General features: G+C 62.7%; 15 protein-coding genes. 13 read left to right on the top strand and 2 right to left on the bottom strand.

The genetic code is table 11. From position 1 onward, the window contains the following. Positions 1–52: 52 nt before the first annotated feature. From ESZ53_RS11200 to ESZ53_RS11165, 8 genes are all read left to right on the top strand, one after another. Positions 53–1,687, top strand: a complete 1,635-nt coding sequence (locus tag ESZ53_RS11200) for an ABC transporter substrate-binding protein (RefSeq protein WP_129072906.1) — start codon at positions 53–55, stop codon at positions 1,685–1,687. A 69-nt stretch (positions 1,688–1,756) separates the two neighbouring features. Next, a complete protein-coding gene (locus tag ESZ53_RS11195; RefSeq protein WP_129072905.1) occupies positions 1,757–2,698 on the top strand; it encodes an ABC transporter permease in 942 nt (313 codons plus the stop codon). Further along, on the top strand, positions 2,695–3,522 hold the full coding sequence (locus tag ESZ53_RS11190; protein ID WP_129072904.1) for an ABC transporter permease: 828 nt from the start codon (positions 2,695–2,697) through the stop codon (positions 3,520–3,522). The genes ESZ53_RS11195 and ESZ53_RS11190 overlap by 4 nt, the downstream gene beginning before the upstream one ends. Further along, entirely contained in the window at positions 3,522–4,319 is a 798-nt protein-coding gene (locus tag ESZ53_RS11185; RefSeq protein WP_129072903.1) for an ABC transporter ATP-binding protein, read from the top strand. The genes ESZ53_RS11190 and ESZ53_RS11185 overlap by 1 nt, the downstream gene beginning before the upstream one ends. Further along, positions 4,316–5,143 (top strand): ABC transporter ATP-binding protein, encoded by an 828-nt coding sequence (locus ESZ53_RS11180; RefSeq protein WP_129072902.1) that lies wholly within the window; start codon positions 4,316–4,318, stop codon positions 5,141–5,143. The genes ESZ53_RS11185 and ESZ53_RS11180 overlap by 4 nt, the downstream gene beginning before the upstream one ends. Then, the gene (locus tag ESZ53_RS11175) at positions 5,140–6,216 is read left to right on the top strand and encodes a C45 family peptidase (protein ID WP_129072901.1); all 1,077 of its coding nucleotides are present in this window, start codon (positions 5,140–5,142) and stop codon (positions 6,214–6,216) included. Before ESZ53_RS11180 ends, ESZ53_RS11175 begins: the two co-directional genes overlap by 4 nt. Positions 6,217–6,396: 180 nt before the next feature. Beyond that, positions 6,397–7,980, top strand: coding sequence for a sodium-dependent transporter (locus ESZ53_RS11170; protein WP_129072900.1), 1,584 nt, complete (start codon positions 6,397–6,399; stop codon positions 7,978–7,980). After that, positions 7,977–8,120, top strand: coding sequence for a MetS family NSS transporter small subunit (locus ESZ53_RS11165; RefSeq protein WP_129072899.1), 144 nt, complete (start codon positions 7,977–7,979; stop codon positions 8,118–8,120). Before ESZ53_RS11170 ends, ESZ53_RS11165 begins: the two co-directional genes overlap by 4 nt. Positions 8,121–8,258: 138 nt before the next feature. Here ESZ53_RS11165 and ESZ53_RS11160 read toward each other — a convergent pair whose 3' ends face one another. Beyond that, positions 8,259–9,716, bottom strand: coding sequence for a flotillin family protein (locus ESZ53_RS11160; protein ID WP_129072898.1), 1,458 nt, complete (start codon positions 9,714–9,716; stop codon positions 8,259–8,261). 46 nt (positions 9,717–9,762) lie between these two features. Beyond that, entirely contained in the window at positions 9,763–11,322 is a 1,560-nt protein-coding gene (locus ESZ53_RS11155) for an aminopeptidase P family protein (protein ID WP_246837303.1), read from the bottom strand. A gap of 346 nt (positions 11,323–11,668) precedes the next feature. Between ESZ53_RS11155 and ESZ53_RS11150 the strand changes: the two genes are divergently transcribed. From ESZ53_RS11150 to ESZ53_RS11135, 5 genes are all read left to right on the top strand, one after another. Further along, complete coding sequence (locus tag ESZ53_RS11150; protein WP_129072897.1) at positions 11,669–13,345, top strand: sodium:solute symporter family protein; 1,677 nt, start codon at positions 11,669–11,671, stop codon at positions 13,343–13,345. 9 nt (positions 13,346–13,354) lie between these two features. Further along, positions 13,355–13,483, top strand: a complete 129-nt coding sequence (locus ESZ53_RS14405) for a putative transporter small subunit (protein WP_210403791.1) — start codon at positions 13,355–13,357, stop codon at positions 13,481–13,483. A 230-nt stretch (positions 13,484–13,713) separates the two neighbouring features. Continuing rightward, complete coding sequence (locus ESZ53_RS11145; protein ID WP_129072896.1) at positions 13,714–14,643, top strand: carbohydrate ABC transporter permease; 930 nt, start codon at positions 13,714–13,716, stop codon at positions 14,641–14,643. After that, complete coding sequence (locus ESZ53_RS11140; protein WP_129072895.1) at positions 14,640–15,479, top strand: carbohydrate ABC transporter permease; 840 nt, start codon at positions 14,640–14,642, stop codon at positions 15,477–15,479. The genes ESZ53_RS11145 and ESZ53_RS11140 overlap by 4 nt, the downstream gene beginning before the upstream one ends. 48 nt (positions 15,480–15,527) lie before the next feature. Next, entirely contained in the window at positions 15,528–16,841 is a 1,314-nt protein-coding gene (locus tag ESZ53_RS11135) for an ABC transporter substrate-binding protein (protein ID WP_168187235.1), read from the top strand. Positions 16,842–16,931 lie beyond the last annotated feature (90 nt).

The following is a 16,931-nucleotide window of genomic DNA, read 5'->3' as shown; positions in this document are numbered from 1 at the left end:
ACACACATCAAGCGTCTTAGCGTTCGGGTTCTATCTACCTAGGAGCAATTCAATGAAGAAACAAGCAATCGCGATCGGCAGCATTCTTGCCATCGCGCTGACTGGCTGTGCCGCGGGCACCAGCGGCGGCAGCTCATCCAGCATCGATACCAACGACCTTCTCACCACGACTCCCGCAGCCACAGGCGAGCTCGACCTGGTGACCTGGAACCTCCCCTTCGGAGAGCCAGCGTCGATTGACCCCATCAAGTCGTTCAACTATCCCGAGAACACCGTCGTCGCCAACCTGTGTGAAGGCCTCATGCAGTTGCAGCCCGACTTTTCAATTGAGCCGGGGCTGGCCGAAAAGCTCGAAACCCCCGACGACCTCACCTACATTTACACCATCCGTCAGGGCGTCGAGTTCTGGGATGGCGCCGAAATGACCGCCGACGACGTCGTGTTCAGCTTGGGTCGCCACGCGGATGCCAACGAAGGCAGCTACTGGGCCGGCGGCCTCATCAGCAACATCGCTTCGGTCGAGAAGACGGATGACTGGGAAGTCACCGTGACGCTCACCGAGCCTGATGCCACCTTCAACTCCTACATGGTCACTCCCGCGGGAACCATCGTGCAGCAAGCGCACCGCGAAGCTGCCGGCGATAGCTACGGAAACCCCACCGGGCAGGTCATGTGCACCGGGCCATACTCGGTAGGCGAATGGGATCAGGGTCAGTCGATCTCGCTCATCAAGAACGAGAACTACTGGAACACCGCCAAGCAGGCCAAGACCACTCAGGTCGACATCAACTTCATCGTCGACTCCGCGTCGATCGCGACCGCGCTCGACACCGGCGCGATCGACGGTTCGTACGATGTTCCGCTCGGAGCACTGCCGACGCTGGAGAAATCCGAAGCCGGAACGCTCTACCTCGGCAACTCGCTTCAGCTCGTCGCCATCATCGGCACCGGAAACGGCGCTTTTGCTGACCCCGCAGTTCGTCAGGCTCTCATGATGGCCACCGACCGGGATGCCATCGCCGCGACGGTCTTCGAGGGCACGGCTTCCGCCTCCCGCTCACTCGTCCCCAACAATGGTTGGGCTTACGGCGACAGCGAGTTCACGGCAGGTCGCGATGACCTCGCCGAAACCGCGATCGACATCGAAGGAGCCAAGAAGGTTCTCGAGAACGCCACGGTTGACATCACTCAGCCGATCTCGATCGTGTACCCCTCCGAGCGCACCTACTACGCCGACATCATTTCGGAAATCGCCAATGGTGCTCGCGAAATCGGGCTCACGGTTGAACCCGAAGGTGTTCCCAGCGCACAGTTCGGTGCCTTCTTCTCCGACCCCGCCGCACGTGAAGGTCACGACGCTTTCGTCACCTACAACTACATGGATGTGCCGGATCCGCTCTCGTTCCTGCGCGCGATTGTTGGCACCGACGGTTCGCAGAACTACAGCGAATACAGCAACCCCGAGATCGACTCGCTCCTAAGCGAAGCCGCAGCAGCCACCGACGACGGCGAGCGCGCCCTGCTCGTCAACCAGGTTCAAGAAGCTGCCATGGAAGACCTTCCGTGGATCCCGATCGTTGACCCCGCCGTTCGACTCTTCATGAAGGATGGCGTGACGGGTGCTCCGGCATCCTTCGTCTACCTGTACTACCCCTGGGCTGCCGACCTCGGCGCTTCGGGCGAATAGTTCATCCTCGAGGGCTGCCGCTTCGGCTGGCAGCCCTCGGGTTTCATCCCCACGGAAGTAGACACCGCAGTGACTTTCATCCTTCGACGACTGGCGGCCCTCATCGGGGTCCTCATCGCCTCCAGCTTTCTTGTTTTTGCCGCCATGTATGCGGCTCCGGGCAGCCCCGAGAACTTTCTGGTTCAGGGTCGAACCGTCAGTCCCGAGGTGCTCGCTGCGATTCGCGCCCAGTACTCCCTCGACGATCCCTTCCTCGTGCGTTTCTGGAACTGGTTCATCAACGTTCTTCAGGGTGACTTCGGTCGCTCGCTCGCCAACCAGCAGGATGTCGGCGACCTCCTCGCCGGGCGCCTCCCGACCACGCTCATGCTGGTCTCCCTTGCCGCCATCATCATCATCGTGTTGGGCGTCGGTCTCGGCATCGTTGCCGGCACCAAGGGCGGCATCGTCGACAAGGTAGTGCTGCTCGGCTCCAACCTCGGCTTCGCCATCCCTACCTTCTTCGCCGCTCTCATCCTGATGAGCATCTTCAGCGTGGGCCTCGGCTGGTTCCCCGTCTTCGGCTCGGGTGACGGTTTCTTCGACCGCATCTGGCACCTCACCCTTCCGGCACTCGCCCTCGCCCTGCCGTCGGCGGCAGTGGTAGCGCGAATCACGCGCACCTCCATTCGCGAAGAGCGCGACTCCGAACACTCGGTAATGGCTCGCGCCCGCGGCGTTGCCGAGGGCCTCGTCATGCGCCGCCACGTCATCCGCAACTCGATGCTGCCGGTCAGCACGATCGTCGGCGTTCACATTGCGGGCCTCATCGCCGGTTCGTTCGTCGTGGAGTACGCCTTCACGCTCGACGGCATCGGCACCCTGCTCGTCGACGCCGTGCAGCGCAAAGACTTCGCGGTCGTTCAAGCCATCGCGATTGTGCTCGTTGCTGCTTTCGGTGTGATCAACCTTCTCGTTGACCTCCTCTATGCCTCCATCGATCCGCGAGTGAAAGTGCAGCAGACCCGATGAAACAATTCGCTGAACGAATGGGAACGCTGGGGCTCATTGCCTGCGGCATCATCCTCGTGGTGGTTCTCGGCGCGCTCCTCGCCCCGATCATTGCCCCCTACGATCCGACCATCGGATCCGTCACCCAGCGCTACCAAGGCATGTCTGCCGAGCACTGGTTCGGCACCGACCAGGCCGGCCGCGACATCTTCTCGCGACTGGTGTGGGGAGCTCGCTCGAGCTTGACCGGGCCGCTCATCGTCGTGGTCATCACCGCTATCTTCGGTACCGGCATCGCGCTCACCGCGGTCTGGTTTGGTGGCTTCGTCGACTCGGCGCTCAGCCGCCTTCTCGACCTGCTCTTCGCATTCCCGAACCTGCTGCTCGCGATGCTCGCGATTGCGGTCTTCGGCCCGAGCCTCACCACGGCGGCACTCGCACTGGCGGTTGCGTATATTCCGTATTCGGCACGTGTGGTGCGCAGCATGGCAATGCGCGAACGCAACCTGCCGTACATCCGCTCCCCTGAACTCCAGGGAATCCCCGGCGCCGTCATCACCGTGCGTCACCTCTTGCCCAATGTTGCCCCGCTCATTGTTACGGGTGCCACCATCAACTTTGGTTTCGCCATGATCGAGCTCGCCGCACTGTCGTTCCTCGGTTTGGGTGTTCAACCGCCCGCAGCTGACTGGGGACTCATGGTGTCGAACGGTCAACAATCGCTGCTCAACGGCTACCCCGCCGAGAGCGTGCTCGCGGGCCTCAGCATCGTGATCACCGTGGCAGCAGTCGGCTATGTCGGCGAACGACTCGGCGGCCGTGCCGCTGCAGGGAGGAAAGCCTGATGCTCGATATCACCAGCCTCTCACTCACGATCGGCGCTGACCGCCAGATTCTGCGCGATGTCTCCCTTGCTGTCGCCACCGGAGAAGCCGTCGGACTCGTCGGCGAATCCGGCAGCGGCAAGTCGATGACCCTGCGCTCAATTCTGCAGATCGAGCCCACCGGCTCCGAAGTCACCGGCTCCATCACCCTCGACGACGTCGACGTTCGCGCCCTCCGTGGCGAAGAACTGCGGCGGATGCGGGCCAACGATGTTTCGATGATCGCCCAGAATCCACACGCGGTTCTCAATCCTGTCCTGCCCGTCGAGCGCTACCTCATCGAGGGAATGCACGACGCTCAAGGCCAGCCCACTCGCACCGCTCGGCTGCGGGCCGGCGAACTGCTCGAGCAAGTCGGCATCGATGCCGTGGAGCGCGTACTGCGTTCCTACCCGCACCAGTTGTCGGGCGGCATGCTGCAGCGCGTCGTCATCGCCGGAGCGATCGCGGGCAAGCCGCGGCTCATGCTCGCCGACGAACCCACCACCGCCCTCGACGTCACCACCCAAGCTGAAGTGATGGCCATTCTCGACGAGTGCCGCCACGAGCTCGGCATGGCCATGCTCTTCGTCACCCACGACCTCGACCTCGCCGCCGCCGTGTGCGACCGCATCGCCGTCATGAAAGATGGCGAAATCGTGGAAATCGGGCTACCGGAGCAGCTTCGCGACAACCCCCAGCATCCGTACACGCGCTCCCTGATGGAATCGCGCCCCGCGGGAATCACCTGGACTCTGGAAGGCGACACGACACCATGACCACGCCAGCAATCATCGTAACCAGCTTGACCAAGACGTTTCCCACCGGCCCCAAGAAGCGCATGACGGCGCTCGATGCCGTCTCGCTCACGATCGACAAGGGCTCGTGCCTGGCCGTCGTGGGCGAATCCGGTTCGGGCAAAACCACCCTCGCGCGCATCATCGTGGGGCTCGAAACTCCCGACTCCGGCGAGGTGTCTGTCAACGGTGAGCCCGTCGCCCCGCGCGCGAACCGCAAGGAACTGCGGCGCCGGGCCCGCGACATCCAAATGGTGTTTCAGGACCCGCAAAGTTCGTTGAACCGTCGGCTGCCCGTGCGGGTTGCCGTTGACGAGGTTCTGCGTGCCCACGCCGATCTCAGCGGTCCCGCCCGACGCGAACGCTGTGCCGAGCTATTCACGCTCGTGGGGCTTGAAACACGATTCATGGATGCCCTGCCGAGCGAACTGTCCGGCGGCCAGAAACAGCGCGTGGCTATCGCTCGCGCGCTGGCCGCCAACCCCTCGGTCATCGTGCTCGATGAGTCGGTCGCGGCGCTCGACGTAACAGTGCAGGCGCAAATCTTGGAGCTCCTAGCCGAGCTGCGCGTCTCGCAGGGGCTCACCTACCTCTTCATCACTCACGACCTCTCTGTCGTGCAGATGATCGCTGACCAGGTGGTCGTGATGCGCAAGGGAACCATCGTTGAACGCGGAACGACCACCGAAGTGCTCACCGCACCCCAGCATCCGTACACCCGCCTATTGCTCGCCTGCGCTCCGCGCCCGGGCTGGAAACCACAACGCGGAATGATCGCCAAGCTTCGAGAAGAGATCGCTTCATGACCGGCACGACACCCACCATCATCCGCATCGATTCAGTGGATGCGTTTCAGCGCGGGCTCTCTCGCGGGCTCGACACCGCCGAGGCGCTGCGTCAGGGAGTCGAGATCTACCTCGACCTGTTCGAGACCTCGGGCATCCCTCGCGCCGAGGTGCAGAAGCACGGCGAGCAAGCCGTCGTGGTCACCGAAGCGTGGAGCGCCGATCTCGCTGATGAGATGCGCGGCGTTGCCTCAGGGAGCAAGATTCCGCTGTGGAAGATCGGGGCGCTCAACGCCCGCACCGAGATCCTGTCTCGCTCGGTCGGCGCAAAGCCGGGCGAATGTTCCACGGTCGTGAACGCCGCGGGCAACCCGGTGAGCGCCCAGACGTGGGACTGGCACGAAGAGCTCTCTGCCTTCTGGCACCTGCAGCAAGTCTCGGGCACCCCGCGCAATTTTGTGGGGCTCACCGAGCACGGCATCCTCAGCAAGATCGGCATTAACGATGCTGGCGTGGGCATCATGCTCAATATTCTCGGCCACACCGCCGACCGACCGGATGGCGTACCCGTTCACTTGGTCGGCGCGCGCGTGCTTGCCGAAGCCTCCACGCTCGCCGAGGCCGTGCGGATCCTCAGCACCGCTCCGGTCAGCACCTCGAGCGCGATCACGGTTGTCAGCCCCGAGGGTGCCGTAATTGTGGAGCTGAACCCCGAAGGCGCCGCGGTTCTGCAGCCCGTTGACGGTGTGCTGGTACACACCAATCACTTTGTGGATCCCGTACTCAGCAAGGGCGAGAAGCTCGGCCTCTATGACCCCGACACTCAAGCGCGCTACGACGTACTCGTCGAACGAGTCGCCGCAAACCCGCTTCCCGCGGTCGCTCGCGACCTACTGCCCTACCTGCTCTCGGAGCCCGGCGATGCCGCCCAGCTGTGCTGCGTGCCGGCTCCCGGCGCTGTCTTCGGCGACCGCTGGGCCACGCTCGCCACCGTGACGCTGGATGCCGTTGCCCGCACCATGACCGTCTCCGCCGGTTCGCCAAAGGACGTCGGCACCGCGGCGACCGTTCAATTGATGGCGGTGAGCGCTTAGGTTTCAGGCTGCTGGCCCGCCACTATTCGCGCCGAAGTTCGCGTCTCTCGTGCGGTCACAAGTCGCAATGCGACACCCTCGAGTGTTAACGTGAGAACACTCCCTCGGGGGTAGCGGGCCACTATTTCGGGGCGGCCCCAGCGACGGTCATTCGGGTGACCATCACACAGAGGAGCAACTGTGGCAACGAAACAGCATTCGGGAGAACACGGAACGGTCGCCTCGCGGCCCCGTGAACAGTGGTCGGGCCAGCTTGGTTTCATCCTGTCGGCCATCGGCTCCGCCGTGGGGCTCGGCAACATTTGGCGCTTCCCCGGCGTCGCCTACGAGAACGGTGGCGGGGCATTCCTGATTCCGTACCTGATCGCACTGGTCACGGCCGGCATCCCGATTCTGTTTCTCGACTATGCGATCGGGCACCGCTTTCGCGGCTCAGCACCGACCGCGTTCCGTCGTCTCGGCGGCAAGGCCGGCAAGTGGCTCGAGTCGCTTGGCTGGTTCCAAGTGTGGATCTGCATCGTCATCGCCGTGTACTACGCGGCGGTCGTCGCGTGGGCGGCCAGCTACTTCACGTTCAGTTTCGATCTGCGCTGGGGTGATGACACCGCTGGCTTCTTCCAAAACGAATTCCTCCAAACGTCAGCTCCCGGTTTCAGCGCGCAGTTCGTACCCGCGGTTCTCATCCCGCTGGTGCTCGTGTGGGTTGCGGTGTTGGCTGTGCTCGGTTCTGGCATCGCCAAGGGTGTGCAGCGCGCCAATCTGATCTTCTTGCCGCTGCTCGTCGTCGCCTTCCTGATCCTTGTCGTGCGGGCGCTGTTCTTAGACGGTGCAATGACCGGCCTCGACGCGCTGTTCACTCCAGACTTCTCGGCGCTCGGCGACCCCAGCGTGTGGATCGCCGCGTACAGTCAGATCTTCTTCTCGCTGTCGATCGCCTTCGGCATCATGATCACGTATTCGTCGTACCGCAACCGCAAGGCCAACGTCACGGCGCCTGCTTTGGTCGTCGCCTTCGCCAACTCGTCGTTCGAGATCATCGCCGGTATCGGAGTCTTTGCGACTCTCGGCTTCTTCGCCTTCCAACAAGGTGTCGGCATTGATGAGCTCGAAGGCATCACCGGTGTCGGGCTCTCGTTCATCACGTTCCCCGCGATCGTGTCGCAAATGCCGGGCGGTCCCCTCTTCGGCGCACTGTTCTTTGGCTCGCTCGTCATGGCCGGATTCACGTCCCTGCTGTCCGTGCTTCAGGTCGTGTCCTCCGCCTTCCAAGACAAGTTCGGGATCAGCGCCCGCCAGGCTTCGATTCGAGTGGGTTCCGCTCTCGCGATCGTCTCCGTGCTGCTGTTCTCGACCACTACCGGCCTGATCACTCTCGATACCGTCGACCAGTGGGCGAACAATATCGGCATCGTCGTCGCGGCGATCGCGTCCACGATTCTCGTGATCTGGGTGTTCCGCAAGGGCCCCGAACTGGCCGGCCATCTCAACGCTGTCTCCACCTTTAAGGTCGGGCGAATCTGGCAGCTCCTCGTCGGCGTTCTCGCCCCGGCGGTGCTGCTCTACATGCTCATCCAGCGCATCATCGTGCTCGTCACAGAAGGCTACGAGGGCTACCCGCTCTGGTACCTGGCGATTGCGGGCTGGGGCACCATCGCAGTGATCCTGATTGGCGCAATCACGATGACGGCTCTGCGCTGGAAGCACGATCCGGATGACTTCGCCCCGTGGCCCAGCACCCAAGCACTGAAGGAGCTCAAGAAATGAGCGGCATCGCCATCACGTTCTTCCTCGTCGCCGCCGTGCTCGTCTGGGGCGGCCTCGTGGCGAGCATCGTCTTCCTCGCCCGCAAGCCGCAGCTCGACGTGTATCCGGATGGCGCCGACGAGGTCAGCGACAACGACTAGTAGTCGCTGCGTGGCGATCGCGTCGGCGGGAAGGCTTCCTAGCTCAAGCGTCACGCACACCACAGGCAACCCAAACAACAATGGCCGGGCACCCGCGAGGATGCCCGGCCATTGCCGTTCTAGCTGAGATGCGGAGTGCTACTCGGCAGTGTCACCCTCGGTAGCGACCGGAGCCGACTGGGGTGCGGCATCCGCCACCGTGTTAGCGGCGTGCGCGAGCGTGGCGGCAAGAGTGCTGTCGCCTGACTCACCGCGAGCGCCTTCGCCGACCGCTTGACCGACGGTGCGGCCCTGGATGATCGACGCCAGGTCGAGACCGGTTGCAGCCTTGATCGACTCGAACGTGCCGCGCAATGCGACAGCACTTTCGGTGCCGACGGTGTCTCCACCGCTGGCTCCGCTGCCGCCGATAACGGTGACAGAACCGATCTGGCCGTAACCCTTGGCCCACTGCTCCATAACCTGCGGCAGAGTTTCGAGGGCACGTTGCGCGAGGAGCGCGTCTTGGTGCTTGGCGAGCGCGCCAGCTTCTGCTTCGATGCTGGCAGCCTTTGCTTCACCGGCAAGGCGGGTGGCATCCGCGTCAGCAGCGGCGCGAACGCGCACTGCTTCGGCTTCAACGGCGGCGATCTGAGCTTGAGCTTCGGCACCCTTGACGAGACGGTAGGCGTCGGAGTCGGCATCCTTTTGAGCCTTGTACAGGTTGGCGTCAGCGAGACGCTTCACGTCAGCGTCGAGCTCTGCCTGACGGTTCTCAGCACGCTGCTGCAGAACGCCCTGCTCGGCACGGGCGCGAGCGAGAGCTTCGGCCTGCTCGGCTTCAGCGTTAGCCTTACCGACCTCTGCCTTGGAGTCTGCGGTGTTCTTGTCGAGCGCGGTCTGCTCGATCAGGTTTGCCTCAGCAACGGTGATGTTCCGCTTGGAGATTTCACGGTTCGCATCGGCCGTAGCGAGCTCTGCTTCGCGACGCTTCGACTCGATCTGCGGGGTTCCGAGCGACTGGATGTAGCCAACCTTGTCACCGATGCCCTTGATCTGGAACGAGTCGAGAATCAGACCCTGCTCCGACAGCTCGGTGGAGACATCGGTAGCGATCTGGTCGGAGAACTTCTTGCGCTCACGCATGAGCTCAACGACCGACAGCGTCGCGACGACACCACGAAGAGCACCCTCAAGCTGCTCGGTCGTGAACTGCTCGATCGCGCTGTCCTGTGAAGCGAAGCGCTCGGCGGCACGGCGCACGAGGTTCGCGTCAGAACCGATCTTCACGATCGCCACGGCCTCAACCTGCAGCGTCACGTTGTCTGCTGACTGCGCTTCTGCGGTCATCGAGACTTGGCGCGAACGCAGCGAAATCGTTTCGTGGCGCTGCGTGATCGGGTTGACCAAAGCCTTGCCGTTGACGATAACGGTGACAGCGGAGTCATTACCCGCGCCATCCTTCTGCGAACGACCCGAGACAACCAAGGCCTCGTCGGCGCGAGCGACCTTGAACCAGGCGCGGGCGATCAGCAGCATGACCAAGAAAAGTACAACAAGAACGACCACCCCGATCCCGATGAGGAGGACGAGTCCGCCAGTGGCGAAGAATTCCATGTATGCACCTTTCAGAAAATGAGCGATCACCACCCATTGTCCTTGGTTACAGCGCGCGCATCCACCCTTCGATGCCATCCGCTGTAATTGGCAGGGCATCCGAGAGCACTTCGTGGCCTGTCGGCGTCACGAGCACGTTGTCTTCGATGCGCACACCAAGGCCCCGCAGCTCGGGCGGCACGGTCAGGTCCCACTCGTGAAAGTAGAGTCCGGGCTCGACTGCCATGACCATTCCGGGCTGGAGTTCGCCGCTCTGGTAGGCGGAATAGCTCGACTGCGCGCAGTCGTGAACGTCGAGGCCGAGGTGGTGCCCGATGCCACACACGATGTAGCGACGGTGGTGCTGACCCTGAGCGCTCAGCGCCTCATCGACGGAGACAGGAAGCATGCCCCAGTCGTGCAGTCCGGTCGCGATCACTTCGAGCGCGGCAAGGTGAAAGTCGCTGAAGATCTTGCCGGGGCCGACCGCCGCGAGTCCCGCGCGGTGCGCCTTCTCGACGAGGTCGTGCGCTTGGCGCTGGGCTGTCGTGAACGTTCCGGATGCCGGCAGCGTGCGCGTGACATCCGCCGTATATAAGGAGCGAGCTTCCACACCCATGTCGAGCAGCACGGCGGCGTCGGGATTCACGGGGCCGTCGCAGCGCACCCAGTGCAGCACGGGGGCGTTCTTGCCGCTTCCGACGATCGTCGTGTACCCGGTGCCATTGCCGACGGTGCGCGCGTAGCGGTCGAACGTGCCCTGCAACCAGCGCTCGCCACCGAACTGAATAGCCTGCGGAATCTCGCGCGCCACCGCCTTGAAGCCCTCGATCGTGTGGTTCACGGCACCGCGCAGTTCGGCTATCTCCCACTCGTCTTTGATCATACGGATCTCCGAGAGCACCCGGCCAAGATCCTGCGAAACGGGGATGTCGCGCAGCAGCCGGTGGGCTCCGTGCAGTGAGCCGGTGAGCAGAATGTCACTCGCGCGGTTCAACGCTGTTTCGAGTTCCGAGAGTGGACGCGTCTCAATCTGCAGCGCGGCCGTCCACTCGGGCATGCCCGGTGCGGAGCCAACCCAGAGTTCGCCGTGCGCGGCATTCGCAAAGAAGTCCGCTTCGCCCGGATATGCCGGTGCGGGAATGAAGAGCGTGGCCTCGTGGCCGCCGGCCGTGGGGCTCATCACGAGTACGGCGTCTTCAGCCGAGCATCCGCTCAACCAGAAGAAGCTGCTGTCGGGGCGAAAGCCGTAGTAGTTGTCGTTTACGCGCACCGGAGCGACACCGCCGGCCACCACAATCGTGCGGCCGGGAAACGCCGGGCTCAGGCGTGCACGATGTGCTGCCGTCGCCGCCGCGATGCCGGGAACCGTGTCGGGCGTGCGATCAGGAGTCGCCCACCCCGACTTCATGTACTCGACAAAGCCGGTGGCATTGCGCAAGTGCGGCAGGCGCGGGTCGCCGCGGTCAGGGTGTGGCGCCGACGAAGCAGCCGAAACCGTGGCGGCCGGTGAAGCGGATGCGGCGGGCTGGGCAGAATCGAACGTGGGGGCGGAATCCGATGACATGGTTTCCCTTTCGCTGAAAGTGTTGTCAGCAGTGGGATGAAAACTAGCTGCAAACGTCACGGTAGCAGCGTAAGTGAGGTCTCCGAAACGGAGCGAAGTGCGCACCCCGAACGGACCATCGCCGTCAAAGTTGACTGAGAATTTTGCTAAGGTCGATGAGTTCGAGGTCGTTGTCCCTCGTTGCTCGCCTTTCACGCTTGAGTTCCCCCGGAGGGATATCGCGGATCGCGACTGAGCGGCGAGTTGGCTGACCTACGGCGAGGGCGTAAGGCCTACGCAGCGTCTGAGCTACATCTGATGATCGATGAGCTCGAACCGCCCACACGCACTATTGGCGGTCGGCGCACGCCATAAATCGGGACAGATTCTGCCTAACAGGATTAGCCCTGCCATTGAGAGGACTTGAATGGAAATGCAACAACTGGGAGCACCGATCGTGGTCGGACTCCTCGTCGTATTCTTCGGCGGCACCTTGATCATGTCGATCATGATCGGCAAAAAGAAGGAGAACGCTGACGGCTATATGAATGCGGGCCACAAGATCGGTTTCGGCATTTCCGCGGCCTCGATGACCGCAACGTGGATCTGGGCTTCCTCCATGTACGCCTCCGCAACCTCGGGCTACACGTACGGCATTTCGGGCCCCATTCACTATGGGCTGTGGGGCGCCCTGATGATCCTCTTCATCTATCCCTTCGGCAAACGCATTCGTGCGGTCGCCCCGCGTGCCCACACGCTCGCTGAGGTGATGCGCGCCCGCCACGGTCGCTCCAGTCAACTCATGCTCGCTGGTTCTAACGTCCTCGGCAGCGTCATCAGCCTCACGTCCAACTTCATCGCGGGTGGAGCGCTCATCTCGATGCTCTCGCCGTTCAGCTTCACGCAGGGAATCTTGTTCGTTGCCGGCGGCGTCCTGCTGTACACGCTGTGGTCGGGCTTCCGCGCGTCCGTGCTCACCGACTTCGCGCAGGTAGTGGCGATGCTGGGTGCGGTCATCATCATCGTCCCCGCCGTGTTCTTCACGGCTGGCGGCACCGACATGCTCATCGCTGGGGCATCGAACCTCACCCCGCAACAGTCAAACTTCTTCTCTTCGGATGCCTTCCTCAACCAGGGCGCTCCCTACATTGCCGCGGTTCTTGCGTACGCCATCGGCAACCAGACGATTGCCCAGCGACTCTTCGCGGTGCGTGAAGACCTCATCAAGCCCACTTTCATTACGGCGACAGTCGGCTACGGTGCGACAATCATCGGCATCGGGATGCTCGGCGTGATGGCCCTCTACCTCGGCATCGAGCCCGTCGACGGAGACACCAACAACCTCATCCCGCAGCTGGCCAGTACGTTCCTCGGCCCGGTGCTCCTCGGTGTTCTCTTCATCATGATTATCGGTTCGCTCGCCTCCACGGCAGACTCCGATCTTTCCGCACTGTCATCGATCATGATGGCGGACATCTACGGCCAGAACATTGCGAAGCCGGGCAAGGCCAATCCCAAGACGATGTTGCTCGTCGGGCGCATCTCCATGATCGTCGCGACCGGTGCTGGCTTGTACTTTGCGAGCGGAGCACTCAACATTCTCGATCTGCTGGTCTTTGTCGGCGCGCTCTGGGGCGCGCTGGTGTTCCCGGTAATCGCCAGCTTCTATTGGAAGAAGGTCACCAACGCCGCCTTCACGACATCGGTGCTGGTCGCGCTCATCGTCTTCATTGTGGTGCGGTTCGAGTGGATCGAGCTCACGGGAGCCTACGGAATCGCAATCGATGTCCTGTCGGTCATCGGTATCGGCGTGGTTCTCGGAATCATGGCGTTCGGCTTCTTCGGCAAGAAGGTCGGCATGACCGTCGGCATCGTGGCTTCCGTCGCATCCGCCCCCTTCGCCATCGGGTTCCTTCACGACTACGCCGTGCTCAGCGGGTCCTTAGTCGCGTACGCCGTGAGCACCGTGATTTGTTACTTCATGTCGTTCCGCAGCACCCAGAACTTCGACTTCAAGGTCATCAGTGATCGCACCGGTGACTTCGATGTTGTGACGGATGCTGCTGCCGACTTTGACCGCAAATCAACCCCGACCACCCGCTAGGAGACCACCATGGAAATCGTCATCGCTATCTATATGCTCGTCTGGCCAATCGTCGTCGCCGGCGTACTCTTCGTACTCGTGCGCGGCTTCGTCAAGGACTGGCGTGAAGCACGCGCCGAGGGCCGCAGCATCATCTAGCTGCCCACACCTGCCTCAGCGAGGGTCGCCGCATCATGCGGCGGCCCTCGCTGTTTTTGTCGCGAGGTACGCAAAGTGCGCAATCACTGCTGGTGCGGCGGCGCTAACGCACCCCATCCGTTAAGCGGATAGCCACCTTCTGAACTACGTGTTGGACAGATAGTTAGCGAGCGCCCTACCGTGGGATTCGCGGTGCTTCGCAGGCCGCCCGACACGATGGAGTATCGAGAATGGTCGCAACCGCCAACGCCACGAGATCGGCCTCTCCGCGCCCGACCGCCCGCAAGCGTTCTCGCCCTAAGCCCGTCTTCGCGATCGTAGCCCTCGCGCCGTTCATTGTCTTTGGGGCTATCTTCGCCGCGTACCCGCTCGGCCAGGTCGTCCGCATGGCTCTCTCCGATGTTCAGATCCGGGGCGGTATTTTTGAGTGGACCTGGATCGGGTTTGCTAACTTCGGCGCCGTGCTCACCGATGCCAATGGTCTTCGTTCGCTCGGCAACACCGTCATTTTCGTTGCGGCGACCGTTGTTCTGTCGTTGATTGTTGGCCTCGCGCTCGCGTTGCTCGTTGATCGCGCCATCACCCTCCTCCCGCTGGCGCGCAACGTTCTCATCTGGCCTGCCGTGATCGCCCCGGTTGTCGTCAGTCTGATGTGGCTGCTTCTGCTCAGCCCTACCGCCGGCGGACTCAACAAGGCGCTCTACTCCCTCGGCTTGCCGCTCCAAGGGTGGATCGGCCAAGAATCAACCGCTATGGCTGCGGTGATTGTGGTGGATGTCTGGCACTGGACTCCGGTCGTCTTCCTCTTCCTCTATACCGCTCTCAAGAGCATCGACGGAGCAACCCTCGAGGCCGCTCGGGTCGATGGCGCTAACGAGTGGCGCATCATCCAGCACGTGGTGCTTCCCGCTCTGCGCCCCGCCATCGCTGCGGTCGTTGTCGTGCGAGTGATCATGGGAGTGAAGGCGTTCGACGAGATGTACCTCCTGACCTCGGGCGGGCCCAACTTTGCGACAACGCTCGTGACGCAACACATCAAGACTCTCTTCTTCGACAGCCTCCAGTTCGGCGAAGCGTCAGCGTTCTCGCTCGTGGTTGTCATCCTCACTGCGCTGGTTCTTGGCGCCGTGCTATTCACCCGATCGAAGGTCGAAAAATGAGCGACGCCCAGACCGCCGGCACGAAGCGCAACCTCGGCGTAGAGATCACCCTCGGGTTTGTGCTGGTGCTCAGCATCATCCCGATTGCCTTCACGACCCTGCTCGCGTTCCTCCCCAACCGTGCCATCGTCTCCTCGAGCTGGGACTTCCCGTTCTGGCTCGGCAACTTTGAACGTGTCTTCAAAGATGGCATTTTCATTGCCCAGATCGGCAACAGCCTCCTGATCGTGCTCGGCACGGTCGCCATCTGCCTCGTCATCGGCACGCTCTCCGGCTATTCGCTCAGCCGACTGCACCCGCCACGCTGGATCACTATCCCGGCGCTCGTGATCGCCGGCTTCATCCCACTCATTCCGCCGATGACGCTGCTGCCCGGCCTCTACGTCTTGCTCTCGGACCTCGGCTTGATCGGTGGCGTCGGCGGACTCGTCTTGGTCAACGCCTTCCTCAACCTTCCCTTCGCGGTGCTGCTCATGTCGTCGTACTTCTCGACCATCCCCGAAGAACTCCGCGAAGCCGGAATCATGGATGGTGCCAGCGAGCTGACAGTGCTGCTGCGGATCATGCTCCCCGTCGTTCGCCCCGGCATCGCCGCCGTCGGCGTCTTCACCGCGATCATGGCGTGGAACGAGTTCCAGATGGGCCTCACGCTCACCTCCGGCGGAGCTACCGCGCCCGTCACTGTCGGCATCGCCGGCCTACTGCAACCGTTCGCGGTCACGTGGGGCGAACTGGCTGCGGCCGGAACGCTCGCTGCAATCCCCATCATCGTCATGTCCATTTTCGCCAACCGCCAAATCGTCGCTGGGCTCACTGCCGGCGCTATCAAAGGCTAAACAGGCCCGCCCTGTTTGGTTTCCACTCACAGCTAGGAGTACATGTTCATGAAGAAAGCATTCATCGCAATCGGCAGTGTCGCCGCGATGAGCATTGCCCTCACCGGATGCTCAGGCAGCACTACCGGCGGAGCTCTCGGTTCCGGCGACAGCCTCGTCGTCATCACTAGTCAGGCTCCGTGGAACCCGGCCTACGACGCGGTCGTCAAGGCGTATGAAGAAGAGACCGGGGTCGACGTTGACCTTCGCCCCTTCCCTAACGCTGACGTCAAAACCCAAGTGCTCAACGACGCCCAGACCGGCAACCACACCTTCGATGTCTACCAGGTCAACGAAGTCGATCTCGCTCAACTGAACGACTCCGGCATCCTGATGCCCTTCACCGAGGCGAAGGCAGGCTACACCCTCGACCCCGAGATCTTCACCTACAACAACGTCACCAACTGGAACTCGGAGACGCGCAGTTTCTCCGCCGACGGCGACGTGACGAGCTTGCCGCTCATGGGCAACCTGCAGGTTCTGATGTACCGCACCGACATCTACGACGATCTCGGCCTCTCGGTTCCCACAACCTGGGACGAGACCATTGCCAACGGCCAAGCAATGATTGATGCGGATGCCGCCCGTTACGGTTACGTGCAGCGCTACCAGGGAATCCCCGGCGCTCCCGGCGTCACCTACGACTTCGCTGGTCTGCTTCACGGAGTCGGCGGAAGCTTCTTCGTCGACGAAGGCTCTGACTGGACCCCCGCCTTCAACACCCCCGAGGCTCTCGAAGCCGCGCGTGACTTCCGCGAACTCGCCAAGCTCGGCCCCGCCGACCCCAAGGCTGTCGGTCAGGCCGAAGCCATCGCCGCCATGCAGGGTGGCGACGCCGGACAGTTGGATGTCGTCGCCGCAGCAGCGAGCAGCATGAATGACGAGTCCAGTTCCAATGTCGTCGGCAAGGTTGGCTACGCGGTGCTGCCCGGAGCAGCATCCGCCAGTGGACTCTGGAACCTCGCGCTGCCCGCCGACCTTCCCGAAGATCGTCGCGAACTCGCCGTCGACTTCATCGACTGGGTCACCTCCGAGCACGGCATGGAGATCTTCGCTGAAGCTGGTGGAATCCCCACCCGCGACGACGCTTACGACGCTGAGGGTCTCAGCGCGGAAACAAGCGCCTACTTGGATGTCGTTCGCGAATCAGCCCCGACCGCCGTCGGCCCGTTCCGCTTCACCTTCATCACCGAGTTCCTCACCGTCTCTGAGCCCATCATCGCCGCGATCGCTGCTGGTGACGTAAGCCCCGAAGACGGTATGGCTCAACTGCAGGAGCAGGTCACTCAAGTAGTCGAGGATGCCGGCTACCCCATGGGTTAGTCGCTCCTTCTCAGCGCGGGGGCGTCGGCCTCACCACCGCTCCCCCGCGCTGAGCGTTCCTTCTTCACCCCTCCTCACACGAAAGTTGCC

Origin of the sequence: Salinibacterium sp. UTAS2018, assembly GCF_004118935.1 — a bacterium.
GTDB lineage: Bacteria > Actinomycetota > Actinomycetes > Actinomycetales > Microbacteriaceae > Rhodoglobus.
The sequence above is the reverse complement of the archived record's forward strand: the minus strand, read 5'-3'. Positions and strand labels throughout refer to the sequence as shown.